This window comes from Janthinobacterium aestuarii (assembly GCF_051380835.1).
Taxonomy (GTDB): domain Bacteria; phylum Pseudomonadota; class Gammaproteobacteria; order Burkholderiales; family Burkholderiaceae_D; genus Janthinobacterium; species Janthinobacterium aestuarii.
This window is the reverse complement of record NZ_JBNYXU010000004.1, coordinates 349,646-374,958: the sequence shown is the minus strand read 5'-3', so window position 1 is coordinate 374,958 and position 25,313 is coordinate 349,646. Positions and strand designations below refer to the sequence as shown.

Annotated in this window: 22 protein-coding genes; 9 read left to right on the top strand and 13 right to left on the bottom strand. The window is 64.6% G+C overall.

What is annotated here, in order from left to right; translation table 11 throughout:
• The first annotated feature begins 105 nt into the window (after positions 1-105).
• The gene (locus tag ACQ4WO_RS14035; protein ID WP_436481982.1) at positions 106-2,430 is read left to right on the top strand and encodes an FdhF/YdeP family oxidoreductase; all 2,325 of its coding nucleotides are present in this window, start codon (positions 106-108) and stop codon (positions 2,428-2,430) included.
• On the opposite strand, the gene fdhD is transcribed toward ACQ4WO_RS14035, so the two are convergent.
• The 4 genes from fdhD to ACQ4WO_RS14015 all read right to left on the bottom strand — a co-directional run bounded on the left by fdhD (position 2,406) and on the right by ACQ4WO_RS14015 (position 6,904).
• On the bottom strand, positions 2,406-3,224 hold the full coding sequence (fdhD, locus tag ACQ4WO_RS14030) for a formate dehydrogenase accessory sulfurtransferase FdhD (RefSeq protein ID WP_436481981.1): 819 nt from the start codon (positions 3,222-3,224) through the stop codon (positions 2,406-2,408). The genes ACQ4WO_RS14035 and fdhD overlap by 25 nt on opposite strands.
• A 78-nt stretch (positions 3,225-3,302) precedes the next feature.
• Positions 3,303-3,974: a hypothetical protein gene (locus tag ACQ4WO_RS14025; protein WP_436481980.1), complete on the bottom strand. Its 672-nt coding sequence runs from the start codon at positions 3,972-3,974 to the stop codon at positions 3,303-3,305.
• A gap of 100 nt (positions 3,975-4,074) precedes the next feature.
• Positions 4,075-5,532 (bottom strand): Ppx/GppA phosphatase family protein, encoded by a 1,458-nt coding sequence (locus tag ACQ4WO_RS14020; protein ID WP_436482050.1) that lies wholly within the window; start codon positions 5,530-5,532, stop codon positions 4,075-4,077.
• Between the two features lie 289 nt (positions 5,533-5,821).
• Complete coding sequence (locus ACQ4WO_RS14015; RefSeq protein WP_128139721.1) at positions 5,822-6,904, bottom strand: calcium:cation antiporter; 1,083 nt, start codon at positions 6,902-6,904, stop codon at positions 5,822-5,824.
• A gap of 318 nt (positions 6,905-7,222) precedes the next feature.
• On the opposite strand from ACQ4WO_RS14015, the gene ACQ4WO_RS14010 reads away from it, so the two are divergent.
• A complete protein-coding gene (locus ACQ4WO_RS14010; RefSeq protein ID WP_436481979.1) occupies positions 7,223-7,543 on the top strand; it encodes a hypothetical protein in 321 nt (106 codons plus the stop codon).
• A gap of 6 nt (positions 7,544-7,549) precedes the next feature.
• On the opposite strand, the gene ACQ4WO_RS14005 is transcribed toward ACQ4WO_RS14010, so the two are convergent.
• Together ACQ4WO_RS14005 and ACQ4WO_RS14000 are read right to left on the bottom strand one after the other, a co-directional pair.
• Positions 7,550-8,701: a GGDEF domain-containing protein gene (locus tag ACQ4WO_RS14005; RefSeq protein ID WP_436481978.1), complete on the bottom strand. Its 1,152-nt coding sequence runs from the start codon at positions 8,699-8,701 to the stop codon at positions 7,550-7,552.
• Positions 8,702-8,738: 37 nt separating this feature from the next.
• Complete coding sequence (locus ACQ4WO_RS14000) at positions 8,739-9,014, bottom strand: hypothetical protein (protein WP_139092464.1); 276 nt, start codon at positions 9,012-9,014, stop codon at positions 8,739-8,741.
• A gap of 157 nt (positions 9,015-9,171) precedes the next feature.
• Here ACQ4WO_RS14000 and ACQ4WO_RS13995 point away from each other — a divergent pair, with 157 nt between their 5' ends.
• Together ACQ4WO_RS13995 and ACQ4WO_RS13990 are read left to right on the top strand one after the other, a co-directional pair.
• Entirely contained in the window at positions 9,172-9,948 is a 777-nt protein-coding gene (locus tag ACQ4WO_RS13995; protein WP_436481977.1) for a spermine/spermidine synthase domain-containing protein, read from the top strand.
• A 154-nt stretch (positions 9,949-10,102) separates the two neighbouring features.
• Positions 10,103-12,988, top strand: a complete 2,886-nt coding sequence (locus ACQ4WO_RS13990; RefSeq protein WP_436481976.1) for a bifunctional diguanylate cyclase/phosphodiesterase — start codon at positions 10,103-10,105, stop codon at positions 12,986-12,988.
• A 16-nt stretch (positions 12,989-13,004) separates the two neighbouring features.
• On the opposite strand, the gene ACQ4WO_RS13985 is transcribed toward ACQ4WO_RS13990, so the two are convergent.
• The 4 genes from ACQ4WO_RS13985 to ACQ4WO_RS13970 form a co-directional block, all read right to left on the bottom strand.
• On the bottom strand, positions 13,005-13,886 hold the full coding sequence (locus ACQ4WO_RS13985) for a LysR substrate-binding domain-containing protein (protein WP_436481975.1): 882 nt from the start codon (positions 13,884-13,886) through the stop codon (positions 13,005-13,007).
• Between the two features lie 80 nt (positions 13,887-13,966).
• The gene (trhA, locus tag ACQ4WO_RS13980; protein ID WP_436481974.1) at positions 13,967-14,584 is read right to left on the bottom strand and encodes a PAQR family membrane homeostasis protein TrhA; all 618 of its coding nucleotides are present in this window, start codon (positions 14,582-14,584) and stop codon (positions 13,967-13,969) included.
• A gap of 86 nt (positions 14,585-14,670) precedes the next feature.
• Complete coding sequence (locus ACQ4WO_RS13975; protein WP_436481973.1) at positions 14,671-16,152, bottom strand: NYN domain-containing protein; 1,482 nt, start codon at positions 16,150-16,152, stop codon at positions 14,671-14,673.
• 111 nt (positions 16,153-16,263) lie between these two features.
• Entirely contained in the window at positions 16,264-17,415 is a 1,152-nt protein-coding gene (locus ACQ4WO_RS13970) for a dienelactone hydrolase family protein (protein ID WP_436481972.1), read from the bottom strand.
• 204 nt (positions 17,416-17,619) lie between these two features.
• On the opposite strand from ACQ4WO_RS13970, the gene ACQ4WO_RS13965 reads away from it, so the two are divergent.
• Positions 17,620-17,991 carry a flagellar basal body protein gene (locus ACQ4WO_RS13965; protein ID WP_034757354.1) on the top strand — a complete coding sequence of 124 codons (372 nt, stop codon included), beginning with the start codon at positions 17,620-17,622 and terminating at the stop codon, positions 17,989-17,991.
• Positions 17,992-18,016: 25 nt separating this feature from the next.
• On the opposite strand, the gene ACQ4WO_RS13960 is transcribed toward ACQ4WO_RS13965, so the two are convergent.
• Complete coding sequence (locus ACQ4WO_RS13960; protein ID WP_436481970.1) at positions 18,017-18,616, bottom strand: TetR/AcrR family transcriptional regulator; 600 nt, start codon at positions 18,614-18,616, stop codon at positions 18,017-18,019.
• 140 nt (positions 18,617-18,756) lie between these two features.
• Here ACQ4WO_RS13960 and ACQ4WO_RS13955 point away from each other — a divergent pair, with 140 nt between their 5' ends.
• The 3 genes from ACQ4WO_RS13955 to ACQ4WO_RS13945 are packed head-to-tail and all read left to right on the top strand — an operon-like array spanning position 18,757 to position 21,612.
• Positions 18,757-19,818, top strand: coding sequence for a sugar phosphate isomerase/epimerase family protein (locus ACQ4WO_RS13955; RefSeq protein WP_436481969.1), 1,062 nt, complete (start codon positions 18,757-18,759; stop codon positions 19,816-19,818).
• A gap of 13 nt (positions 19,819-19,831) precedes the next feature.
• Positions 19,832-20,686, top strand: a complete 855-nt coding sequence (locus tag ACQ4WO_RS13950; RefSeq protein ID WP_436481968.1) for an alpha/beta fold hydrolase — start codon at positions 19,832-19,834, stop codon at positions 20,684-20,686.
• A complete protein-coding gene (locus tag ACQ4WO_RS13945; RefSeq protein WP_436481967.1) occupies positions 20,683-21,612 on the top strand; it encodes an alpha/beta hydrolase in 930 nt (309 codons plus the stop codon). The genes ACQ4WO_RS13950 and ACQ4WO_RS13945 overlap by 4 nt, the downstream gene beginning before the upstream one ends.
• 41 nt (positions 21,613-21,653) lie before the next feature.
• Here the strand turns inward: ACQ4WO_RS13945 and ACQ4WO_RS13940 are convergent, their stop codons facing one another.
• Entirely contained in the window at positions 21,654-22,190 is a 537-nt protein-coding gene (locus tag ACQ4WO_RS13940; RefSeq protein WP_436481966.1) for a molybdopterin-dependent oxidoreductase, read from the bottom strand.
• Positions 22,191-22,220: 30 nt separating this feature from the next.
• Positions 22,221-24,218 carry a TonB-dependent receptor plug domain-containing protein gene (locus ACQ4WO_RS13935; RefSeq protein ID WP_436481965.1) on the bottom strand — a complete coding sequence of 666 codons (1,998 nt, stop codon included), beginning with the start codon at positions 24,216-24,218 and terminating at the stop codon, positions 22,221-22,223.
• A 250-nt stretch (positions 24,219-24,468) separates the two neighbouring features.
• Between ACQ4WO_RS13935 and ACQ4WO_RS13930 the strand changes: the two genes are divergently transcribed.
• On the top strand, positions 24,469-25,293 hold the full coding sequence (locus tag ACQ4WO_RS13930) for an IclR family transcriptional regulator (protein ID WP_436481964.1): 825 nt from the start codon (positions 24,469-24,471) through the stop codon (positions 25,291-25,293).
• The last annotated feature ends 20 nt before the right edge of the window (positions 25,294-25,313 follow it).

Genomic DNA, 25,313 nt, shown 5'->3' with positions numbered 1-25,313 from the left:
CCTAATATGTCAGGAAAATGACAGCCGAATGTCATTTCCGTGACGCAAGTCAATGTCATTCGGGGATCGTGCATAATTACCACACTCGCCCAGCCGAAAGAGCCCATGAAAGACCAGGACGCACCGCACATCACGCCCTACACCAAGCCGGCCGCCGGCTGGGACGCCCTGAAACACGTGGCCATCAGCCTACGCCAGGAAAGGGTCGCGCCCGAGAATCTGAAGGCGCTGCTGGCGCAAAACCAGCCGGACGGTTTCGATTGCCCCGGCTGCGCCTGGCCCGACCGCAACCACGCTTCCACGTTTGCGTTTTGCGAAAACGGCGCCAAGGCCGTCGCCGCCGAAGCGACCAGCCGCCGCGCCGGCCCCGAGCTGTTTGCCAGCCATACCGTCACGCAGCTGCTGGAGCAATCGGACTACGCGCTCGAACAGCACGGCCGTTTGACGGAACCGATGGTGTACGACGCTGCCAGCGACCGCTACGTGCCGATCTCCTGGGATGACGCCTATGCCCTCGTGGGCCGCCACCTGCGCGCCCTGCCCGACCAGAACCAGGCCGCCTTCTACACGTCGGGCCGTGCCAGCAACGAGGCCGCCTTTCTGTACCAGTTGATGGCGCGCCTGTACGGCACGAACAACTTCCCCGACTGCTCCAACATGTGCCACGAGGCGACCAGCCGCGGCTTGCCGGCCACCGTGGGCATCGGCAAGGGCACGGTGACCCTGGCCGACTTCGCACTGGCCGACACCATCCTCATCTTCGGCCAGAATCCCGCCACCAACCACCCGCGCATGCTGGGCGAACTGCGCGACTGCGCGCGCCGCGGCGGCAGCATCGTCTCCATCAATCCCCTGCGCGAACGGGGCTTGCAGCGCTTCATGGACCCGCAAAGCGCGCTGGAAATGGCGACCCTGGGCAGCACGCGCCTGGCCGGCCTGTTCGTGCAACCGACGCTGGGCGGCGACTTCGCCCTGATCAAGGCCGTCGCCAAGCGCGTCGTCGAGCATGACGATGCGGCGCAGGCGGCAGGCAGGCCCGCCGTCATCGACCATGCCTTCATCGCTGAACACTGCAGCGGTTTCGGCGCCTTCCGCGACGATCTGCGCGCAGAGAATTGGCAACTGCTCGTGGCAGAATCGGGCGTGAACCGTTCGCAGATCGAGGCATTGACGGACATTGTCATCAAAGGCCAGCGCATCATCGCCACCTGGGGCATGGGCCTGACGCAGCACAAGCACAGCGTGGCGGCCATCCGCATGCTGTCGAACCTGATGATGCTGCGCGGGCAGATCGGCAAGCCGGGCGCCGGCCTGTGTCCCGTGCGCGGCCACTCGAACGTGCAGGGCGACCGCACGGTGGGCATCGAGGAAAAACCGACGGCGGCCTTCCTCGACCGCCTGGGCCAGGTGTATGGCTTCAATCCACCGCGCGCGCACGGCCACGACGTGGTGGCCACCATCGCAGCCATGCAGCGCGGCGACGTCAAGGTATTCATCGCGCTGGGCGGCAATTTCGCGGCCGCCACGCCCGACACGCCGCTGACTTTTGCCTCCCTGCGCCAGTGCGCGCTGACGGTGCAGGTGGCCACCAAGCTCAATCGCAGCCACCTGGTCATCGGCAAGGAAGCGCTGCTGCTGCCCACCCTGGGGCGCACGGAAATCGACGTGCAAGGCGGCGTGGCGCAGGGCGTGACGGTGGAAGACTCGATGAGCATGGTGCATATCTCGTACGGCCGCAATGCGCCCGCTTCGCCGCAGCTGCGCTCGGAAGTGGCCATCGTGGCCGGCATGGCGGAAGCAACGGTGGGCAACAGCCTGGTCGACTGGCGCGCGTATGCGGCCGACTATGCGCGCATCCGCGACGACATCGAAAAGGTGTTTGACGACTTTTACGACTACAACGCCAGGGTGGCGCAGCCGGGCGGCTTTCATCTGACGGTGGCTTCGCGCGAACGCGTGTGGAAGACGGCCAGCGGCAAGGCCAGCTTCCTCGTCGCCCCGCTGGACCTCGATACGCCGTTGCACCGTGCTAGAGCGCGCCATGGCAAGCGCCTGATGGTCCTGATGAGCACGCGCTCGCACGACCAGTACAACACCACCATCTACGGCATGGATGACCGCTACCGGGGCGTGTACGGCACGCGCAAGGTCGTCTTCGCCAATGCGGACGATATCGCCATGCTGGGCTTTGCCGATGGCGAGCTGGTGGACCTGATCGGCGCCTGGGACGATGGCGTGGCGCGCCGCGCCGACGGCTTCCGTCTCGTCGCCTACGACATCCCGCGCGGCTGCCTGGGCGCATATTACCCCGAGACGAACGCGCTGGTACCGCTGGCCAGCACGGCCGACGGCGCCGGCACGCCCACGTCGAAGTCCGTGCCCGTGCTGCTGGAACGCAGCGGAAGCTACAAGGTAACGCCGGGCGTGTAATCGACGTAGGCATCCTGGCGGCAGAAACCCGCCAGCTTCATGCCCGCCTGCGTGGCGATGGCAATGGCCAGCGAACTGGGGGCGGAGATCGTCGCCAGCAAGGGAATCTGCATGCGCGCCGCCTTGCGCGCCAGCTCGTAGCTGCCGCGGCTGGACAGGAAGACGAAGCCGCGCCGCATGTCGATACCGTGCAGCGCAAGGTGGCCGATCAGTTTATCGAGGCCGTTGTGGCGGCCGACATCCTCGAACACGTGCACGATATCGCCATCGGGCGTGCACCACGCGGCCGCGTGCACGCCGCCCGTTTCCCGCATCAGCGTCTGGTGCTCGCGCAAGCCGGCGGAGGCACGCGCCAGCGCGGTGGGCAGGTCGACGCGGATCAGGGATGGCGGCAGCACTGCGGGCAGCAAGTCGAGCATGTCGATGCTGTCGATGCCGCACACGCCGCAGCCCGTGCGGCCCGTCAGCTGGCGGCGCCGGTCCTTCAGGCGCACGAAATCTTCCTGGGCGATGCGCAACGCCACTTCGGCGGAGTCGGCACGCAGGAACACTTCGCAATCGAAGATGGCATCGGCGGAAGCGACCACGCCTTCCGTCAGTGCGAAGCCGTAGGCAAACGCTTCCAGGTCGCGCGGCGTGGCCATCATGACGACGTGGGAAATGCCATTGAAGACCAGCGCGACGGGGATTTCCTCGGCGACGTGGTCGATGGCGGGGGTAGCAACGCCCGCCTGGTGGCGGACGATGGCGCGCTCGACGAAGCCGGCGCGTTCGATCTCTGTATCTTCTGACATGGCAACCATGGGGGAACTTTCACAGGCCCCCATGGTAAACCAGAACGGCCAGGCAGGGGGCGGCCCCTGCCCGCGCCATCAATCCTTCTTCGGACGGCCCGTTTTCAGCTGCGGCAAGCCGGCCAGCACGTTTTGCAGGGTGGCCAGGTCGATCTGGCTGATCAGCGCCACGCCGATGCGCAGCAATTCGCTTTTCTTGATCTCGAAACCGGCCTTCAGGCAGGCTTTCTTCACCTGGCCCAGGACTTCGTATTCCGCTTCCGGCATGGTGAAGCTGTCGCGCACCAGTTTCGGCTTGCGGGCTTTTTCCTTGACGGCGGCGACCTTGGCGGCCGGCGCTTTTTTCACTGCCGCAGGCTTGGCGACTGGTTTGGCCACCGGTTTGACGGCGGCTTTCGCTGCCGGCTTGGCGGCGGCGGGCTTGGCGGCAATCTTGGCCGCTGGCTTGGCAACGGCTTTCACTGCCGCCTTGGCGACCGGCTTGGCGACCGGCTTGGCGGCTGGCTTGGCGACGACGGCCTTGGCCGCCGGCTTGGCGGCTGGCGCCTTGGCGGCGGCAGGCTTCGCTGCTGCCGGCTTCGCTGCGGCCGGTTTGGCGGCCACCGGCTTGGCTGCGGGCTTAGCGGCAGGCTTCACTGCCGGCTTGGCGGCCGGTGCGGCCTTGGCCGCTGCCGCGTTGATCGAGGCGCTGGTGGGGAACATCGAAACGGGCGCGGTGTCGGCTTTTTTCGCCGGGACGGTTTTGCTCATGGATTTTCCAATCTAGTAAATAATATAAACAATATATACTGTTTTTTGAAAACTTGCTTGCCACACATCAAGTCGTGCAATGGCATGACCCAATGTCCCCTTACGCGCTGGCGCGGATGGTGAAATCGACCCCCACCTCGTCCCAGAACTCCTGCTCCTTCTCGATCCAGAACGACACGGTCGGATGGTGCGCCACCCAGCCGCGCTTGATATCGAGCTCGATGCGGTTCTTCATGCGCAGGCGCAGTTCGCTGAAATCGGCTTCGATGCGCGCATGCATGAGCAGGATCGACAGGCGCAGCGCCAGCACGGCCTTGGCGAAATCGGGGTCGGACAGCACTTCGCCGATCTTGCGCAAATTGCCCTTCTGCGCCAGGATCAGCCGGCTCATGGTCTTCTGTTCGCGCGTGGTAAAACCGGGCAAGTCCGCGTTTTCCACGATGTAGGAGGCATGCTTGTGGTAGCCCGTCTGCGACACGGCCAGGCCCACTTCGTGCAGCAGGCTGCTCCAGCGCAGGGATTTCACCAGGGCGTCGGACGTGGGCTTGAGCTGCGCGTACATGGCCAGCGCCTGCTCCGCCACCCTGCCGGCGCGCTGCTGGTCGATATGGAATTTCTCCATGCAGCCCTGCACCGACTGCTCGCGGCGGTCGCGCTTGGTCGAACGCAGGTACAAATCCCACATCACGCCCATGCGCAAGCCCGCCTCGATCGGCGTCATGGCGGGAATGGCCAGTTCGCGGAACAGGCCGATCAAGATGGCCAGGCCGCCGACGATGGTGCTGGCGCGGTCGGGCCGCAAGCCGGGCATGTCGATGCGGCTCGTGTGACCGAGTTCGATGAAGCGGCGCGCCAGCGCGTCGAGGCTGGCGCTCGTGAGCATGCCGTCGCCGAGCTTGTTGCGGGCGATGATGTCGGCGATGGTGCGGATGGTGCCGGAAGAGCCGTAGGCCGTCTTCCAGTGCTGCGGATGGTATGGCGGCGCGGCATCCTCGAAATGACTGCGCGCCGACAAAATGGCCGCCTCGAACGACGGCGCGTCGATGCGCCCGCCGATGAAGAACGACAGGCTTTGCTTGACGGTGCCCAGGCTGAACGACTCGACCCGCTCGATATCGTTGCCGCGCCCCAGTATCAGTTCCGTCGAGCCGCCGCCGATATCCATCACCAGCCGGCGCTCGCCGGGTATGGCCAGCGCATTGGCCACGCCCATGTAGATCAAGCGCCCCTCTTCCTCGCCCGAGATGATCTCGATCGGGTAGCCGATGGCTTGCTCGGCCAGCGGCAGGAAGACGGCGCCGTTGCGCGCCACGCGCATGGCCGACGTGGCCACCACGCGCACGGCATCGAGTTCGAAGCCCGCGAGGATGGCGCGAAAGCGCTGCAGGCAGGCCAGCGCGCCCTGCATGGCCGCATCGGTCAGGTCGCCATTGGCGTCCAGGCCGGCGGCCAGACGTATCGGGTCGCGCACGCTCTTGACCACGCGGATCGTGTCGCCATCATGCTTGCCGACGTGTAAACGAAAACTGTTGGACCCCAGGTCCACCGCTGCATACATACTGGCCTCTTGTCTTGTCATTGCAATGCCAACTGGAAAAGTTGGCGAACTCAGTTGCTAAACTATATAAATCATTTAAACGATTTAAAAATCCTACCACACTACCCCCATCGTATGACAGCGGCGTGACAGGATTGTGACAAAACGGCGCGTAGCGGTGACGTTTAAGAACGTCTGACAAAACCGTAGCGAGCGGAAGGAAGTTGTGGTTGAGAAGCGCAACTGTACGAAAGTACAGTGAGCATCGCAGACCACAGATTCCGACGCGCAGTAGGTTTTGACAGGTGTTCTACGGCACGATGGTGGTAAATAAATACACGGCGAAAATCACAAGGTGCACCGTGCCCTGCATGACCGTGGTGCGGCCCGTACCCAGCGACAGGGTAGCCACCATCAGCGACAGCAGCAACAGCACCGTCGACTTGATATCGAGTCCCAGGGTAATCGTCAGGCCCGTGGCCAGCGACACCACGACCACGGCGGGTATCGTCAGGCCGATGCTGGCCAGCGCGGAGCCGAGCGCCAGGTTCAAGCTTGTTTGCAAACGGTTTGCGCGCGCGGCGCGCACGGCGGCCAGGCCTTCTGGCAACAGCACGATGGCGGCGATGACGATGCCGACCAGGGTTTTCGGCGCGCCCATGGCGGCAATCGCCGTCTCCAGCGCGGGCGCCAGCGACTTGGCCAGCAGCACCACGGCGCCCAGGCACACCAGCAGCGCACCGGCGCTGATCCAGGCGACGGCGGGCGTGGGCGGCGCAGCATGCACCTCCTCGTCGCCGACGGCTTCCTTGGGCAGGAAATAATCGCGGTGGCGCACGGTCTGCACCAGCACGAAGGTGCCGTACAGGACGAGCGAGATGACGGCGATGAAGATCAGCTGGCTCGAATTGTAGTACGGGCCGGCGGCGCTCGACGTGTAGTTCGGCAGCACCAGGGTCAGAATGGCGATGGCCGCCAGGGTGGCCAGCGAAGCGCTCACGCCCAGCAGGCCGAAGGTCTGTTCGCGGTGGCGCCCGGCGCCCAGCAGCAGGCAGATGCCGACGATGCCGTTCAGGATGATCATGATGGCGGCAAACACGGTATCGCGCGCCAGGCCCGTCGTTTCCGGTCCGCCGGCCAGCATCAGCGAGACGATCAGCGCCACCTCGATCAGGGTCACGGCCAGCGCCAGCACCAGGGTACCGTACGGTTCGCCGATGCGGTGCGCCACCACTTCCGCGTGGTACACGGCGGCCAGCACGCTGCCGATCAGGCCAGCGACCAGCAGGATCTGGTAGGCACCGCCGACATCGAAGGTGGAACCGAACAGGAACAGCCAGCCGGCAAGCGGGGCGGCAAGCGGCCATACAGGCAGGGATTTAAGTATTTTCATATGGGCCTGGCAAGAGTAAAAAAGGGGAACAGCGGTGCGGATTGACCAAGCATAGCCCGGCGTGCATGCCACAGCATAACTTGCCTAGCTTAAATGAAAGTTAGGGAATGCACATGTTCCGGTGACGAAGCCCCGCGCCTGGGTCACCATTCAATCACCTTGCCGCAGTGCACCTGCCTGATACCAGCAACTATAGTTCCTTTGGTAACATGCCGTTGCAATTTCCTTGTCTTTTTGCTTCCGGCTGCCGTCATAATGCAGGGTCCGCCTTCCCGGAACCGACCAAGGACAAACCATGATTTCCTAAACAGCACAGCCATGCGCGCGTTCTTCCTCACGGGCAGCTTGTTGTGCGCCGCCGCGCACGCGGACACGCCGCCAGCGGACGCCGCGCAAGTTGACGCGGACTGGGCCACTGCACCCGCGCCTGCAACAGCGTCAGAGTCACGCTGGCAAGACAGCCTGCCGCCCGCGCCGCCCGTGGCGCCACGCGAAGAAAAGATACTGCCCAAAAGTGAATGGCTCACCGTCGAGCCGATGAAAGCGCCCGACCGGCGCTGCGATCCGGGCCTCGATGCCCTGTTCCTGCCCAAGGAATGCGGCAAGGAACCGAGCTGGCTGGGCTCGCGCAAGAAATAAGCTGGCTTATACGTCCAGGGTGCCGGCGCCCTGCGCTTCCACTACCCTGTTGCGGCCCGCCTGCTTGGCCGCCTGCAGCGCCTCGTCGGCCCGCTTGAACAGGCTGACGGTGCTGTCTTCGGCGCGGATGGTGGTCACGCCCAGGCTGGCCGTCAGCTGCAGCACGGCGCGCTCCGTCTTGACGGGCAGCGCTTCGACGGCGGCGCGGATGCGCTCGGCCACCATCAGCGCATCGACCAGGGTCGTGCGCGGCAGCTGGATGGCGAATTCGGCGCCGCCCAGGCGGCCCATCAGGTCACTGTCGCGCAACTGCTGGCGGCACGTGTCGACGATGGTTTTCAGCACCGCATCGCCCACGGGATGGCCATAGCTGTCGTTGACTCTTTTGAAGTGGTCGATATTGAGCACCACCAGCGCCGTCGGCAAACCGGGCCGGCGCGCCAGCGCCATCCATGGCGCCAGAGCCTGATAAAAGCCGCGCCGGTTCGGCACGCCCGTGGCCGCATCAAGCACTTCCAGGCGCGCCAGCTCGCCGCCCAGTTTTTCACGCGACAGCAGCAGATAGCCGAAGGCGTTCGTCAGCATCATCAGGTACAGGGCGCCGAAGCCGGCCAGTTGCATCAGCTCCGCGTCAAAACCGGGGACGGCGGCGGCCAGCACGCCGCGCGCGGCGATCAGCAGCGACAGGATGCCCATGCTGACGACGAGGAAGCGGCGCAGCATGCTCGCCTCGCGCCACTTCAGGCACAGGGCGGCCACGCCGGAGAGGAAGAAACCGGCCACGATCAGCGAACCGCCGGCGCTGCGCAACAGCGGCGCCACGTCGAACAGGTAGCAGGCGGCAAACAGCGCCACCGACAGGCCCAGCGCCGGCAGCACGGTGCGGCGCCAGCCGCTGCGCCCGGCCGCCTGCCACAGCGCGCCCGCATCGAGCGCCATGCCGGCAAACAGCAGGCTGTTGCCGAGCAGGATGGACAGGAAATCGGGCAGCACGCCGCGGAAATACAGCAGGCACCAGGCCACGGCCTGGCATTGCTTGGCCACCGCCCAGGTGGACATGCTGAGCGACTTCTTGCGCTCGTACTCGAAGAAGAACAGGGCCGCGCACAGGCTCAGGTTGCCGAGCGCCAGGGCCAGTACCAGGGTCTTGATATCCATGGGCTACGCTATCGATGCGCAGGCGCGGCGCGCCAGGTCAGATTTCGTGTTCGACATTGGTGCTGCCGTCGCCGATCTTGCTGGCCCACGCCTGCACGAAATACTGCTTTTCCACTTCGTTGGGTGCCTCGTGCCAGAACACGATGAGGGTGCCCTTGTGGTCGTGAATCTGCGCCACTTTTTCAATGAATCCGACATTGGCGGCCTGGTCGGCCAGCGCCGCCGCGTAGCCATACACGCGCGTCAGCCGCTCGATGCGGTCAGGCTCCGTAAAACTGTTCGTCGCCGTAATGATGGGGTGATCCAAAAACATGCTTGTCTCCATGGTGCCCGACTGCGCGGCCGTGCCGCCGCGCGCCGTAGATATACGCATGCTCGGCGCGGATTAATCGGGTATGCTCACGGGAGCTTATCAGATTTCTCTGAATGCAACAAAGCATCTCCCCCAGCCTACTCAGCGAAGTCGTCCCATGCCGGAAAGCAGAAGCACCACCCCACTTGCCCCGCAGGTGCATACCTGTGGCGACCGGCGCCGCCTGGAATTCCAGCCGGGCATGATCCAGAGCGAAATGCTGCTGTCGCGCCCCGACCATCTGCTGCTGCGCTATGCGCGCGCCATGATGTGCTTTACCCTGTTCGTGCCGCGCCCGCGGCACATCCTGATGGTGGGACTGGGCGGCGGTTCGCTGCTGAAATTCTGCCACCGCCACCTGCCCGACACGCGCATCACGGTGCTGGAACTGCGCGCCGACGTGATCGCCCTGCGCGAGCAGTTCATGCTGCCGCCCGACGACGCGCGCCTGCGCATCATCGAGACGGATGCCGTCAGCTACATCCGCCAGCATCCGGGCTGTGCCGACGTGCTGCTGCTCGACGGCTACGACGAAACGGGCTTGCCGCCCGCCCTCGGCAGTGCGCGCTTCTATGCGGACTGCCTGCGCGCCCTGCTGCCCGGCGGCGTGCTGGTGGCCAACCTGTTCAGTTATGACGAGCACTACCCCGCCATGCTGGCGCGGCTGATGCTCACCTTCCGCGGCGCCGTCTGCCACTTCGACGGCATCGCCGGCAATAACCGCATCGTCTTCGCCGCCAAGCCTGAGCAGGGTCACAGCGGCGATGGGCGCGCCATGCGCGTGGTGCGCCTGGTGCGCTGGCGCCGGATGGCCGGTCTGGCATTCCTGAACCGCTGGCTGCCGGCATGGCAATTGTGGCGTTTGCGCCGCCAGTCAGGCGCGGGCAGCGACTGAAAGTCGCCTTCCCCGGCCATAGATATTGTTGCTTATTTGCAGTGTTTTGGTGCAAAATCAGCATGCTGGATGTGGTTTATGACAAACTACGGCCTGCGTGGGGCCGGCAGGCGCCGCCGAACCCAAGTGTCCATGAAGTGAGATAGGAAAAACCATGCTGCGTGGCCGCCTGCCATTGTCGATTTCCGCCGCGGCCGCACTGACTTTTGCCTGCGGCGTCAGCGTGACGGCCGTGCTGTTCGCCGCCATCAGCCAGCTCGAATACGACAAGATGAGCCTGAGCCTGCAACAGCGCGCCGGCGCCAGGGTGGCCGCCATCGAGCAGGGACTCGACGATGCGGTCGAGGTGCTGACCACGACGAACCAGCTGTTTGCCGCCGTCGTGCCCGTCACGCGCGAACAATTCCACGACTTCACCACGCCGCTGCTGCGGCGCCACCCGTTCATCCAGGCCTTCAATTTCCACCGCGTCGTGCCGCATGCGCAGCGCGCGGCATTCGAAGCGGAGCTGCGGCGCATCGTGCCCGACTACGCCATGACGGAAATGCGCGATGGCGTCGTCGTGCCCGCGACGACGCGCGCCAGCTACCTGGTGGTGGACTACCTCGAACCCTTGCAGGGCAACGGCCCCGCCTTCGGGCTGAACGTCAGCCCGAACGGCGTGCTGGCGCGCGCGCTGGAACAGGCGATCGTCAGCGGCCAGACCACCGCCACCGGCTTGCTGGCCCTGGCCCAGGGACCGCAGCAAGGCTTCGTCATGGTGCATCCCGTGTACCGCCACGGCATGCCCCTGCAGACGGTGCAGCAGCGGCGCGCGGCGCTGATCGGCGATACGGCGGCCGTCATCCTGGCCGGGGAACTGGTGCAGAAAATCCTCGCCGGCGCCGATCTGCTGGGCGACCCGCAGCTCGAACTGAGCGTCTACGCGGACGCCAGCGCCGACCCGCGCCAATTGATCTTCCGGCATGGCCAGGCGCCCGCCGATGAACGGGGCGGCGCCTGGGAATCCTTGCCCCGCTGGCTGCACTTTGCCTATCACAACCATTACGACCGGGCCTTTGCTTCCGCCGGCCGGCCCTGGCACGTGCGCGTGGTGGCCCATCCGCGCCCCTTCCTGGCCGACCACCTGGGCTCCCTGTTCACCCTGATCACGGGCTTGCTGTTCAGCACACTGACGGCCGCCTTCGTGCAGTCGCTGACGCAGCGCTCGCGCCGCGTGCAGCTGCTGGTGGAGCAGCGTACGGCCGACCTCAAGCGCAGCAACGAGCTGCTCAGCGCCGACGTGCGGGCGCGCCAGCGCACGGAGCGCGCCCTGCAGGAAAGCGAAAAGCGCTTCCGCCGCCTGCTGGCCCTGTCCTCGGACTGGTACTGGGAACAGGATGCCAACTTCTGCTTCACCCACATCACCAGCGGCTTCACGGACAAGTCGAACATGCCGCTGGAACGCTTCATCGGCATGACGCGCTGGGACAACAACCCGGAAATGCGCAATTCGCGCTGGGGCAAGCAGCATATCGCCAACCTGGAAGCGCACCTGCCCTTTTCCAACCTCGAATATGCGATGCACGACCGCGACGGCCAGCTGCGCTGGTTCAGCATCAATGGCGAACCGCTGTTCAACGAGCTCGGTGAATTTCGCGGCTACCGGGGCACGGGTTCCGAAATCACGGAACGCAAGCTGGCCGAGCAGCAAATCCAGCACATCGCCCATCACGACGTGCTGACGGGCTTGCCCAACCGCGCCCTGCTGCGCGACCGCCTGGCGCAAGCGATGGCCCTGTCGCGCCGCAAGAACCGCGCGCTGTGGGTACTGTTGATCGACCTCGACCGGTTCAAATTCGTCAACGACAGCCTCGGTCACAAGGCTGGCGACCTGCTGCTGAAAACCATCGCCACGCGCTTGCAGGCCAGCCTGCGCGAAAGCGATACGGTGGCGCGCCTGTCGGGCGACGAATTCGTCGCCATCCTGTGCGAACAGGCGGACGAAGTGCTCAGCAGCGCCATCGTGCAGCGCGTGATGGATGCCGTGGCCCAGCCGGTATTGTTGGATGGCAAGGAATTTTTCGTCACCTGCAGCATCGGCGTGGCCGTCTACGACATCTCGCGCTACGACGCGCCCGGCGACGTGACCCTGAATGGCGAGACGCAGAACCTGATCGAGCAGGCCGACATCGCCATGTACTGCGCCAAGAAACAGGGCCGCAACAACATCAAGTTCTATACGACGGCCATGAACCAGGCCACCCTGGAGCGCCTGCGCATCGAGACGGCGCTGCGCAACGCGCTAGAACGCGAACAGTTCGTGCTGCATTACCAGCCGCAGGTGGACCTGGCCAGCGGGCGCATCGTCGGGGTGGAAGCGCTGCTGCGCTGGCAGCATCCGGACCTGGGCATGGTGGCGCCGCAGCGCTTCATCGCGCTGGCGGAAGACACGGGCCTGATCGTGCCGATCGGCGCCTGGGTCATGCGCGAAGCATGCGCGCAGGTGAAACGCTGGCATGCGGCGGGACTCGATACCTTGCGCCTCGCCGTGAACCTGTCGGCGCGCCAGTTCAACGAACCGAACCTGGTCGCCACGATCGCCGAAGTGCTGCTGGAAACGGGCTTGCAGCCTGCCTGCCTGGAACTGGAACTGACGGAAAGCCTGTTCATGCACGACGTGGCGCTGGCCGTCAGCCAGCTGCATGACATGAAGGCGCTGGGGGTGCAGCTGTCGATCGACGACTTCGGCACCGGCTATTCCAGCTTCGCCTACCTGCGCACCTTCCCCATCGACGTGCTGAAGATCGACCGCAGTTTCGTCGGCGACGTGGCGCGCGACGCGGACGACGCGGCCATCGTCGTCTCCATCATCGCCCTGGCGCACAACCTGAAACTGCGCGTGGTGGCCGAAGGCGTGGAAACGGCCGAGCAGCTAGATTACCTGCGCCGCCATGGCTGCGACGAGGCGCAAGGCTATTACTTCAGCCACCCGCTGCCCGCGCACGAAGTGGAAGCGCTGCTGCATACGGCGATGCAGGACAGCGGCGTCCTGTCCTGAACATACGGCGCGGGCCTTACAGCTTCTGCTGCAGGAATTCGAGGAAGCAGCTGATGCGCTGCGCCAGCTGCGTGTTGCGGTAATAGACGGCGTGAATCTGCTGGCGATAGCCCGTATAGAACGGCTGCAGCACTTTCACCAGGCGGCCGGCCGCGATGTCGTCCTTCGTCATGAAGTCGGACAGGCAGACGATGCCCTGGTCGTGCAGCGCCAGCTGGCGCAGGGTTTCGCCGCTGGAGGCGGCCAGCGCGGGCACGATCTGCAGGCTGTTGCCCGCTTCGTGGCGCAGCGGCCAGTTGTTGCCCAGGTCGTACTGGGCAAAGCCCAGCAGCGCGTGGCCGGACAACTGTTCCGGCGTGGCCGGTTCGCCGTGGCGCGCCAGGTAGGCGGGCGTGGCCAGCACGTGCAGCGGGCTGGCAGTCAAGGCGCGCGCATGCAGGGTCGAATCGACCAGGGCGCCGATGCGGATGGCGATATCGGTGCGGTGTTCGAGCAGGTCGGCGATCTGGTCGTTGCTGGTCAGTTCCAGGCGGATGTCCGGATACATGGCGCGAAATTCGGCCACGTGCGGCACCACGCAATGGAGCATGAAGGGCGAGGCGGCATCGACGGACAGGCGCCCGGCCGGCTTCTGGCGGCGGATGCGGATCGATTCCTCCACGTCTTCCATCGAGGCGAGAATGGCGCGCGCCTTGTCCAGGAACAGCTGCCCTTCTTCCGTCAGCTCCATGCGCCGCGTGGTGCGCGTCAGCAAAGAGGTGGCCAGCTTGTCTTCCAGCCGCGACAGGGCGCGGCTGACGCCCGACGTGGTTTGCCCCAGGTGCACGGCGGCCGCGCTCAGGGTGCCGCTGTCGATGACGGTGACGAAGATTTTCAGGTCGTCCGAAGTGATATCCATTGTTGCCTTATTATTGCCTGCGCTTCACATATCGCGCCATTATAATGGAACCATGGCAACAGTGAGGGCAGGCAACAACGTCAGGCAACGTAGAACAAAATGGCGACAAAATGGCAGCTACTGCCGGCCAGCACGAACAGATGCCAGATGCCGTGGCCATGGCGCAGCTTGTGGTCGGTGGCATAGAAAGCGATGCCGCCCGTGTAGCACAGGCCGCCCGCCACCAGCCACAGGAAGCCGTTCCACTCGAGCGCCGCCAGCAGCGGCTTGATGCCGACGACGATCAGCCAGCCCATGGCCACGTAAATCACCAGCGACAGGATGCGCGCGCCTTTCGCGTACACATATTCCTGCACGATGCCAAACAGGGCCAGGCCCCAGACGATGCCGAACAGCGACCAGCCCCACGGCCCGCGCAGGGTCACCAGCATGAATGGCGTGTAGGTGCCCGCGATGAGCAGGTAAATGGCGCAGTGGTCGAGCCGCTGCAGCACGGCCTTGGCCTTGCCGCGCACGCTGTGGTACAGGGTGGACGTCAGGTACAAGGTCAGCAGCATGGCCGCATACACGCTGCAGCTGACGATTTTCCACGGGTCGCCCGTGCGGGCCGCCACGACGACCAGGATGACGCCGCCGATGGCCGCCAGCGCGGCGCCCACCGTATGGGAAATGCTGTTGAAGCGTTCGCCGTGGTACATGGCTTAAGCCGGGTGGACAGGAACGCAGCAAAATGCCTGGGTCAGACCTTCAAGGTCCGACCCCAGTTCTTGCTTTGGGGTTTCAATCAAGCTTCTTCCGCCTTCTTGCGTGCAGGGCGGCGCGCCGGCGTCTTGCGTGGCGCCTTGGCCGGCTTGTCTTCGCCCACGACAGCCGCTTCGACCGGAGCAGGCTCGATGGTTTCGACCACGGCTTCAGCCGCCTTCTTGGCCGGCTTCTTCGCCGCTGCCGCCTTGCGGGCCGGCGTGCGCGGCTTGGCCTTCGGCTTCGCTTCGGCGACGGCTTCCACGATCGCTTCAACTACCGGCTCAGGCATGGCTTCCACCACGGACGCCACCTCGACTTCGACAACTTCGGCGCGCGCTTCGCGGGCGCCATCGCCATTCTTGCGGCCGCCACGGCCATTGCGGCGCGAACCGCGCTTGGCGTTGCCTTCTTCCGCCACCACCTCGGCGACCGTTTCAGCCACCTCGTGCTGTACTTCCGGCTGCGGCGCCGGCGCATACTGCTCGACGACTGTTTCCGCGTCGGCCACCGGCACGAAGGCCTGTGGCACGGACTCGCCGCGGCGTTGTTCGTTCTGCTTGCGGCCGCCGCGGCCATTGCGGCGCGAATCGCGGCGGCTGCCGCCTTCGCGATGATTGCCCTCTTCCGCCGCCGCGCCGGCCTCGCCGGTGGCGATAGCTTCGCTGGCGGCTTCCCCGTTCACGGGCGCGGCGACAGGCACCAGGCCGCTGCTGCGGTAGACATAGGCGCCCGATTTTTCATCGCGGCCAAATTCCAGCAAGCCGCGCGTCTGCGCTTCTTCCAGCAGGTTGCCGAAGGTGCGGAAACCGTAGTACGACTCGCTGAAGTCCGGCTTGCGGCGCTTGATCGCTTCTTTCAGCATCGAGGCCCAGATCTTGCCGCTGTCGCCCCGCTCCGAGACCAGCGCATCGAAGGTGGCAACGGCCATCTCGATCGCTTCCGTCTTGCGCGACTCGTATTTTTCCTTGCGGCGCACTTCTTCGTCGGGCGAGCGCTTGGCGGCCGGGGTTTCGCGCGCATCGCGCTTGGCGGCCGTGCGGTGGCTCTCGCGCACCAGGTCATCGTAGAAAATGAATTCGTCGCAGTTGGCCACCAGCAGGTCGGAGGTCGACTGCTTGACGCCCACGCCGATCACCTGCTTGGCGTTTTCGCGCAGTTTCGACACGAGCGGCGAAAAGTCGGAATCGCCGCTGATGATGACGAAGGTGTTGACGTGGGCCTTGGTGTAGCACAGGTCCAGCGCATCGACCACCAGGCGGATGTCGGCCGAATTCTTGCCGGACTGGCGCACGTGGGGAATTTCGATCAGCTCGAAATTCGCTTCGTGCATGGTGCCCTTGAAACTTTTATAACGGTCCCAGTCGCAATATGCCTTCTTGACAACGATGCTGCCCTTGAGCAGCAAGCGTTCGAGGATGGGCTTGATATCGAATTTTTCGTAATTTGCATCTCGCACGCCAAGCGCGACGTTCTCGAAGTCGCAAAACACGGCCATGCTGAGGTTTTCTGGGGATGACGCCATAAGGGTGAATTCTCGCTGATGATAAGGGCGGACGGGAAGCGCAACGCCTCCCTTTTCCCCTAGTATATTCGCCCATCCCCCGTTTCGGCGACAACTATCGTGCGCGGCAGCCTATTGCGCGCCGCCGGCGGCGCTCGCGCTGGCGCCGTCGACGGGCCAAACGACGCTTTCATCGACCGAATACAGCTGGCATGGCACGCTGCTGCGACGCTGGCACGAAGCGAGTGCACGCACATCGGGGCTTTCGCCCTCCTCGGCCCAGGCCCAGGCACCGCTGGCCGACAGGGCGAAAGCGCGCGGCGCGGTTTTTTCGAGGAAGTCGCGATAACCCGCACGCCCCTGCTCTTCCAGATAGGGCACGGCGGCGATATCGTCCTGCGGCGCGAAATGCGTGGCGGGCGGCGACGGCGCATCGGCCACGCGGTAGACCTGGCGCACCGGCATGCCGATTTTCTGCAGGAAGTGCTCGGTGGCCGGCAGCCACACGGCCACCCCATCGCGGCTGCCCAGGGTCAGGTGGGCGTCGCGCTTGAACGGGCCATAGGCGACCAGTTGCGCCTGGCCGCCGGAACCCGTGAACGAGCGAAACAGCCGCTGCGCCAGGGCCGGCCCGAAATAGGAATCGTTGGCGCCGTACAGCCACAGGCTGGGAATATGGTTATAGGCGCCCAGGGTGGCGAAGGTCTTCGCCAGCGCCCCTTGCCAATCGCAGCCGGGCATGTCGACGCGCAAGCCGCCGGAAAAATTGAGCACGCCGCGCACGCCGGGCACCACCCGGGTGGCCAGCGCCAGCGCCGCCATGCCGCCATACGACTGGCCCGCGACGACGATGCGCTGCGGGTCGACCCAGCTCTGGCGGCGCGCATACGCGAGCACGGCCAGGATGTCGCGCGCCTGGCCTTGGGCGTTGCCCAGCATGTCGCAGCCGAAATCGCGGTAGGCGCCCGTGGAACGGGCAAAGCCGGCGCGCATGGGCAGCATCACCGCATAGCCGCGGCGCACAAATTCCGTGGCCATATAGATAAAGCGCTCGCGCTGCTGCAGCCGGGCCGGGCCGACCTGCTTGCCGTGATTCATCAGCAGCAGGGGGAACGGGCCGGGGCCGGCGGGACGAAACACCGTCGTCTCCAGCACCTCGCGCAAACCGTCGCCGGCCGGCACCATGATGACGTGCTCGTTCAGGCGAGCGTCGAGCGGCAACGGCGAGGGGACAAGCTGGGCTTTCAGTGGCAGACAAGGCAGGCTGAGCAGCAAACCCAGCAAAATGGGGCGAAACAGGTGGAAAATGGCGGACTCCGTGGATGACTTCCCTGGCAGTCTAGACAGTGAAATGCCACAGAACAATATAAAAAAATTACGTGACGCACATATTTTTTACGGCAACCACCTGCAGGACAAATTGTTGCCTTGCACCAACCACTTTTTCTGTAGACGGGAGTACACTGGGCGCACACTGAAGGAGTTGCCATGTCCATATCCGCCCTTACCACCGGTACCTCGGGGCTGACCGCCAACCAGCGCGCGCTGGATGTGGCCGCCAACAATATCGCCAATGCGAATACGCCGGGCTTCCAGCCGCAGCAAGCCCAGTTCCAGGAAGCCAGCCCGGCCGGCACGGGCGTCACCCTGTCCGTCGAAGGACGCAAGCTGGCTGCCAGCGAAAGCGTCAGCGGCGCCAATGCGAATGCGGCCAAGGCGGCCGAAAGCCGGCCAAACGGCGTGGGCCTCGCGTCCGAACTGACGGATAACCTCGTCTACAAGGCCGGTTTCAACCTGTCGGCGAATGTCGTCAAGGCAGCCGACCAGGCCCTGGGCAGCCTGATCGACGTCAAGACCTGACCGCAGCGACTATCGGCAAGATAGTCTAGTTTTTCATTTCCAGCACCAAAGGCGCCATCGCCGGCCGTATCAGCGCCAGCAGCCGTTCGGCGGGAATGCCGTCGCGCGCCTGCACCGACAAGCCGTGCAGCAAGGCCGCATAGTAGTCGCCCAGCGCCTGCACGTCCGCTTCCGCTTTTAACTCTCCCGCCAGCTGCGCCGCGCGCAAGCGCTCGATGAGGGCTTGCGTCCGCGCGCGTCGGTGCTGCGCCAGCCAGTCGGCGATGCCCGCGTTTTCGGCGCTCGTATTCGTGGCGGCCGTGACCACCATGCAGCCTTGCGGCTGGCCGCCGCGCGTGTACAGCAGCACAGCTTCTTCCAGCATGCGCGCCACCGCATCGCGCACATTCAGGCTGGCCGCCAGCGCGTGCACGGCGAACGCACCCTCGCCCGTTTCATACAATTCCACGGCTTCGCGGAACAGCTGCTCCTTCGAGCCGAACGCCGCATAGATGCGCGCCGAGGCGATGCCCAGCGCCGCCACCAGGTCGGCCATCGACACGCCCTCGTAGCCGCGCGTCCAGAATGCGTCGCGCGCTTTTGCCAGCGCCAGCGCGCGGTCGAATTCCCTCGGTCTTCCTGCCATTTTTATCCTCTGCTTGCGAACTGGCAGCCAGTATAACGCCTGGCACCCGCAGCGCATTCGCGATTTATTTTGCATGGCCGCCTTGACTGCGCAAAAAATTTCGCCTATTCTTTGTCGATCGACAAATAATAGGAGCCGATATGAAAACCATTCAAGGACCGAGCCTGCACCTGGCCCAATTCGCCGCCGACACGGCGCCCTTCAACACCCTGCCCGCCATCGCCGAGTGGGCGGCCGGCATGGGCTTCAAGGCCCTGCAGATTCCCGCCTGGGATGCGCGCCTGTTCGACGTGGCGCAGGCCGCGCACAGCCAGCAATACTGCGACGATCTGGTCGCCATGCTGGCCGGCCATGGCCTCGTCATCAGCGAACTGACGACGCACATCTTCGGCCAGTTGGTAGCCGTGCATCCGGCCTATGACGCGTTGTGCGACAGCTTCGCGCCGGCACACCTGCATGGCCAGCCAGAAGCGCGCACGGCGTGGGCCATCGAGCAAGTCAAGCTGGCGGCCATGGCGTCGAAACGCCTGGGCCTCACGGACATGGGCACGTTTTCCGGCTCGTTCGCCTGGCCCTACCTGTTCCCGTTCCCGCAGCGCCCGCCCGGCCTGATCGAAACGGCCTTCGATGAATTGGCGCGCCGCTGGCTGCCCATCCTCGACGTGTGCGAGGAACAGGGCATCAACCTGTGCTACGAAATCCACCCGAGCGAAGACCTGCATGACGGCATCAGCTTCGAGATGTTTTATGAACGCGTGGGCCGTCATCCCCGCTGCAAGATGCTGTTTGATCCCAGCCACTTCGTGCTGCAGCAGCTCAATTACCTGGAATTCATCGACATTTACAAGGACCACATCCGCATGTTCCATGTGAAGGATGCGGAATTCAATCCGACGGGACGGCAAGGCATTTACGGCGGCTACCAGTCGTGGGAAAACCGCGCCGGGCGTTTCCGTTCGCTCGGTGATGGCCAGGTCGACTTCAAGGCAATCTTCTCGAAGATGGCGCAAAACGACTACGCGGGCTGGGCCACGCTGGAATGGGAGTGCTGCCTGAAAGACCAGGAGGTGGGCGCGCGCGAAGGCGTCGCCTTCATCAACGCCCACATCATTCCCGTGACCGACAAGATCTTCGACGACTTCGCCGGCGCCCCCGTCAGCGCGCAACAGATCAATACCCTGCTGGGCATCCGGCACAACTAATCAAGGAAACCATATGAACGACTTCATTCACGACTACGTCCGCATCGATGGCCAGCGCCTGCATTGCGTGATTGCCGGCGAAGGCAAGCCCGTACTGCTGATCCCCGGCTGGCCGCAGACCTGGTATGCGTGGCGCCACGTGATGGCGGCGCTGGCCGCCAGCGGCTACCAGGCCATCGCCATCGATCCGCCGGGCAGCGGTTACTCTGACCGCCCGGCCGGCGGCTACGACACGGGCGCCGTGGCGACCACCTTGCACCGCGCCATGCTGGCCCTGGGCCATGCGCAGTACGACGTCGTCGGCCACGACATCGGCATGTGGGTCGGCTATGCGCTGGCCAGCGACTTCCCGCAAGCCGTGACGAAACTGGCGCTGACGGAAGCCGTCATTCCCGGTCTGGCCCCCGCGCCGCCGATTTTTGTCGCGCCGTCCGACAACATCTTCCTGTGGCACTTCATGTTCAACCAGGTGCTGGACTTGCCGGAAATGCTCACGGCGGGCAAGGAGCGCGAGTACATCCGCTTCATTTTCGACCGCTGGTCGTACCGCCGCGACAAGGTGGCCGTCGACGTGTATGCGGACGCCTACGCCACGCCGGGCGCCCTGCGCGCCGGTTTCGCCTACTACCGCGCCATACCCGAAACCATCAAGCAAAACCTGGAGCGGGCCAAGCGCAGCCTGACCATGCCCGTGCTGGCCATCGGCGCAGACCATGCGACCAACGACGCGCCCCTGCTGACCATGCAGGGCAAGGCGGACAATTTACAAGGCGCCATCGTCGCCGAATGCGGCCACTTCATCATGGAAGAACAGCCGGAAGCGTTCATCGCCCACCTGCTGCCCTTCCTGGCAGGAGAGCCCACGTGAGCCTCGATCCGCTGATCGCCGCCTGGCTGGAGGAAACAAAGGATGCACCGCCGCCCGCCTCGCTGGCAGACTTGCGCACATCCACGGAAACGGGACTGCGCCGGCTGCACGGGCCATTGGAAGACGTCGCGGCCATCAAGGATTACGTGCTGCCCGGCGAGCATGCGCTGACCGTGCGCGCTTATGTGCCGGCTGGCGCGGACGCGGCCGGGAAGCTGCCGGCCATCGTCTTTGCGCATGGCGGTGGATGGTGTCTGTGCTCGCTGGACCTGTACGACAATCCGTGCCGCGCGCTGGCCAACGCCACCGGCTGCGTGATCTTTTCCGTCGACTACCGGCTGGCGCCCGAGCACAAGTTTCCCGTGCCGCTCGACGATTTTTACCGGGCCTTGTGCTGGGTCGCCGAACATGCGGCGGCGCTGGGTATCGACGCGCGGCGGCTGGCCGTGGGCGGCGACAGCGCGGGCGGCAACCTGGCGGCGGCCGCCGCCCTGATGGCGCGCGACCAGGCCGGGCCCGCGCTGGCGCACCAGCTGCTGCTGTACCCGGCGCTCGATTTCGCCTTCGACACAGCTTCGTATCAGTGCCATGCGGAAGGCTTTTCGCTGACGCGGGAAGCCATGCGTTTTTGCTGGTCGGCCTACCTGAACGAACCGGCCGACGGCATGCAGCCTTACGCGGCACCGCTACAGGCAGCTTCGCTCAAGGACTTGCCGCCGGCGACCGTGCTGGTATGCGAGTACGACCCGCTGCATGACGAGGGGGTGGCGTATGCGCAGCGCTTGCGCGACGGCGGCGTGGCGGCCGAGTGCGTGCAGCTCGACGGCATGATCCATGCGGCTATGCACATGCTGGGTTTGACGCCACAGGCGCGGGGATTGTTCGACGTGGCGGGACTGGCGATGAGGAAAGCAATGACAATGTAAAAAATCCGCCGCCGGGGATGGCTCCACGGCGGCGCTTCTTATTATTCCACCAGCTTGCGCACCTCGATGGCGTTCAACCACTTCACATGGCGCGGCCCCGTGCGGATATCCTTCGCCGAGATCAGGCCAATCTCGCCATCGTTCTCGTCGAGCGCCTTGCCGTTTTTTTCGTAATAGACGATGACGCCTTCGCCGGCCGGCGCGTTATACAGCTCGCCCCAGGAAAACACCACGGCATAACCATCGGTGGCCTTGGCGATGATGGCGAGCTTTTTGACGTCGTTGTGGCCAGGCGCATCGAGCGCCGCCTTGTCGAGGATGTCGCGCAGGCGCACGCCGCGATAACTGGTGATGGTCTCGGCCCTGTCGCCATTGTGGCGGGTGACGGCGAGCTCGCCGCCATTGGCCGGCGGCAGCTGGCGCAAGTCCGCCACCGTCAGGGTCAATGGCGTTGCCACCTTGCCCGTCACGGCCAGCGCGTGGCTCATGTGCTCGCGCGCCGGCGCAGGGTCGGCCCACACGGGCGTCGTTGTCAGCAGTGCGGCCGAAGCCAGGCCAAGGAATATTTTCTTCAACATGCAGCGTCCTTTTATGGAACATTCAATAAATCAGAACTGATACTGCGCATTGGCCAGCCACGTGCGGCCCGCGCCGGGGAAACCGTCTGCCAGCGCGTAATTGCGGTCAGCCAGATTGCTCACGCCCGTTTCCAGGGTCAAGGCCGGCAAAGGCCGGTACACGGCCTTCAGGTTCACGGTCGCAAAGCCGCCCAGTTCCACGGTGTTCGAGACCCAACGCCCGCTGTTCACTTCCGCGATGGCCACCACGTCGACCTGGCGCGAAGCGTGCAGCACGGCGTGCGCCGTCAACTTGTGACGCGGCACGTCCGTCAGGCGGATGGCGCGGTCGCTGACGTTCTGCATGTTCGTGTACGAGTAGTTGCCGCCCCAGTCCAGCCAGGCGCCGGCGCTGCCGCGCAAGCCCAGTTCCATGCCGCTGATGTGCGCCCTGCCCGCGTTCTGCATTTGCGCGCGCACGCCGGAGACGTTCGCCACGCTCTGTATCTTGCCCTTCACGTCGCTGAAGAACAGCGCCGCTTCCAGGCTGGCGCCCTGCGCGTTTCCTTGATATCCCACTTCATAATTAAGCGCTTCCTCGGCGCGCAGGTTCGGATTTTCGATATACGTGCCCAGGCGCTGCGAGTAGCGGTCCTTCAGGGTGGGCAGGCGCGACTTGCGCGCCACGGTGGCGTATACGCGCGACTCTGGCGTCACCTTGTGAAACAGGCCCGCCTGCAGGTCGGTGGCAGATTGATTGCCTGGCAAGGTATAGGCATTGCCGACGCTGTAGACGGTGTCTGGCCGCAGTGCATTGCGCGAGACGCCCAGCGACAGTTCTGTCGCCGCATTCAGGGCGATGCTGTCTTCCGCGCCCAGGGTCCACAGGGCATCCTTGTACCAGCTGGTGCGCGCGCCTTTGCCATCGCGTTCCTGGTGCTCGTCGGCCTTGTAGCTGGCCACTACGCGCAGGCTGTGCGCGGCCAGGCGGAACGATTCAAGTTCCACCGCAGCACCGTTCGTGCGGTCGTTATAGATGCTGCGCCCGCCGCTGACGCTGCCCTGTCCACTCGTCTTGATGGTGCCGTAGCTGCCGTTCGTGTACGAGACGATTTCATTGTCGTAGCTGTCGTGGTACAGGCGCAGTTTCAGGCGTTCAGCTGCACCCAGGTGCGTCTGCGAGACAAAATACACGCTTTCCTTGTTCCAGTACGGCCATTGCCAGTAGCGCGCGCCGACGGGATTCGTCGATGGCGGCTGGCCTTTTTCGCCATGCTGCTTGTAGTAGCTGAGTGCATACTCATCTCCGCCCACCGGCGTGTAGCCCACCTTGAACGACAGCTTGTGGTCCTTGCGATACGCATTGTTGCGCATGCCGCCATCTTCCGTGGCCGTGGGGCGGAAATCCGACGACAGGGGAAAACCGTCGCTGTCGATGTAGGACACGCCCGCCTGCAGATACCACAAGCCCTGGTTCGTGCCCACATTGGCCGACACCTGGCGCTCGCTGCCCGAGCCGAAGCCCACGGACACATCGCCTTCCGTCAAAGCGCTTGGCTTGCGCGACACCAGGTTGATGGCGCCGCCCAGGGTATTGGCGCCATACGCCACGGAGCTGTAGCCCTTGGCGACCTGGATGGCGGCCAGGTCGCCAGTCGTGAAGCGGTTGAAATCGACATAGCCGTCATACGGCACGTAGACGGGAATGCCGTCGATGTACAGCGGCACCTGGCGCGCATCGAAGCCGCGGATGGCCACGGTTTTTTCATTGCGCACATTGGTCGACAGCGACACGCCGGACAGCAGATTCAAGGCGTCGCTCACGTTGTCGCGGTTAAAGCGGCGCATCTGGGCGCGGCTCACTTGCGTCCCCACTTGCTGTTCCATTGCGCCAGCCTGCTCGCGCTGGCCGATCACCGTCACCGTGCCCAGCACGAACGGCGCCGCCACATCCGCGTCTTCCTTGCCGGCGGCCTGCTGCGCCAGCGCCAGCATCACGGCGCCCGCCATTACCTGTTTCAGCATCGCCATCTTGTTCTCTTCCGTCATATATCGCCTTATATAGCGACATGCAAAAAATCGGCCGCTTCTGCAGCGGCCGTCGTCAATAGCGCAATATACAGACGTATATAGCGATGCTCAAGCAGCAAGGCCGAAAACCGCTGCGCAGGTCAATTTTGCGGGTATTTTTCATGCACTGCAGCATTTCGCTGTGCGAACGAATGTTTCACAAAACGATTGACACGCTCCAGTTGGCTAGGCAAACTGATTTCCAGGGAACCTGACAATGAATGCAAATATGATAAATATTCAGACCGCGGCAGATCCGGAACTGATCGTCTTCGGCGATGACGAGGAAGGCAAGGACCGCCAGTTCGTCAACGCGCTGGCACGCGGGCTGGAAGTGCTGCGTTGCTTCCGTCCCGGCGAAGTCTATCTGTCGAACGCGGACATGGCCAAGCGCACGGGCATCCCGAAGCCGACGATTTCGCGCCTCACCTATACCCTCACCAAACTCGGTTACCTCAATTATTCGGACAGCCTGGGAAAATACCAGCTGGGCGCCGGCGTGCTGGCCCTCGGCTATCGCATGCTGTCGAATCTCGACGTGCGCAAGATGGCGCGCCCGCTGATGGAAGAACTGGCGGAACACGCGCAGGCGTCAGTCTCGCTGGGCACGCGCGACCGTCTCAGCATGGTCTACGTGGAAACGTGCCGCAGCAGCGCCAACGTCACCTTGCGCCTCGACGTCGGCTCGCGCATTCCGCTGATGACGACGGCCATGGGCAAGGCCCTGCTGTGCATCCTGCCGCAGGCCGAACGCGACTACCTGATGGACCACGCCAGGGTGCACGAGACGGAACGCTGGCCCCGCATCAAGGCCGGCATCGAACAAGGCTTCAAGGATTACCAGGACCGGGGCTTTTGCATCTCGGCCGGCGAGTGGCAGAACGACGTGCATGCCGTGGGTGTACCGATGCTGGGCGCCGACGGCGAACAGGTGATGGCCTTCAATTGCGGCGGCCCCGCCTTTTTGCTGTCGCGCGAAAAACTCGAATCGGACCTGGGACCGCGCCTGGTGGCCCTCGTCAAGACAGTGGAAAAAAACCTGGGCCGCGGTTAGACTGCGCGCCCCCTCTCAAC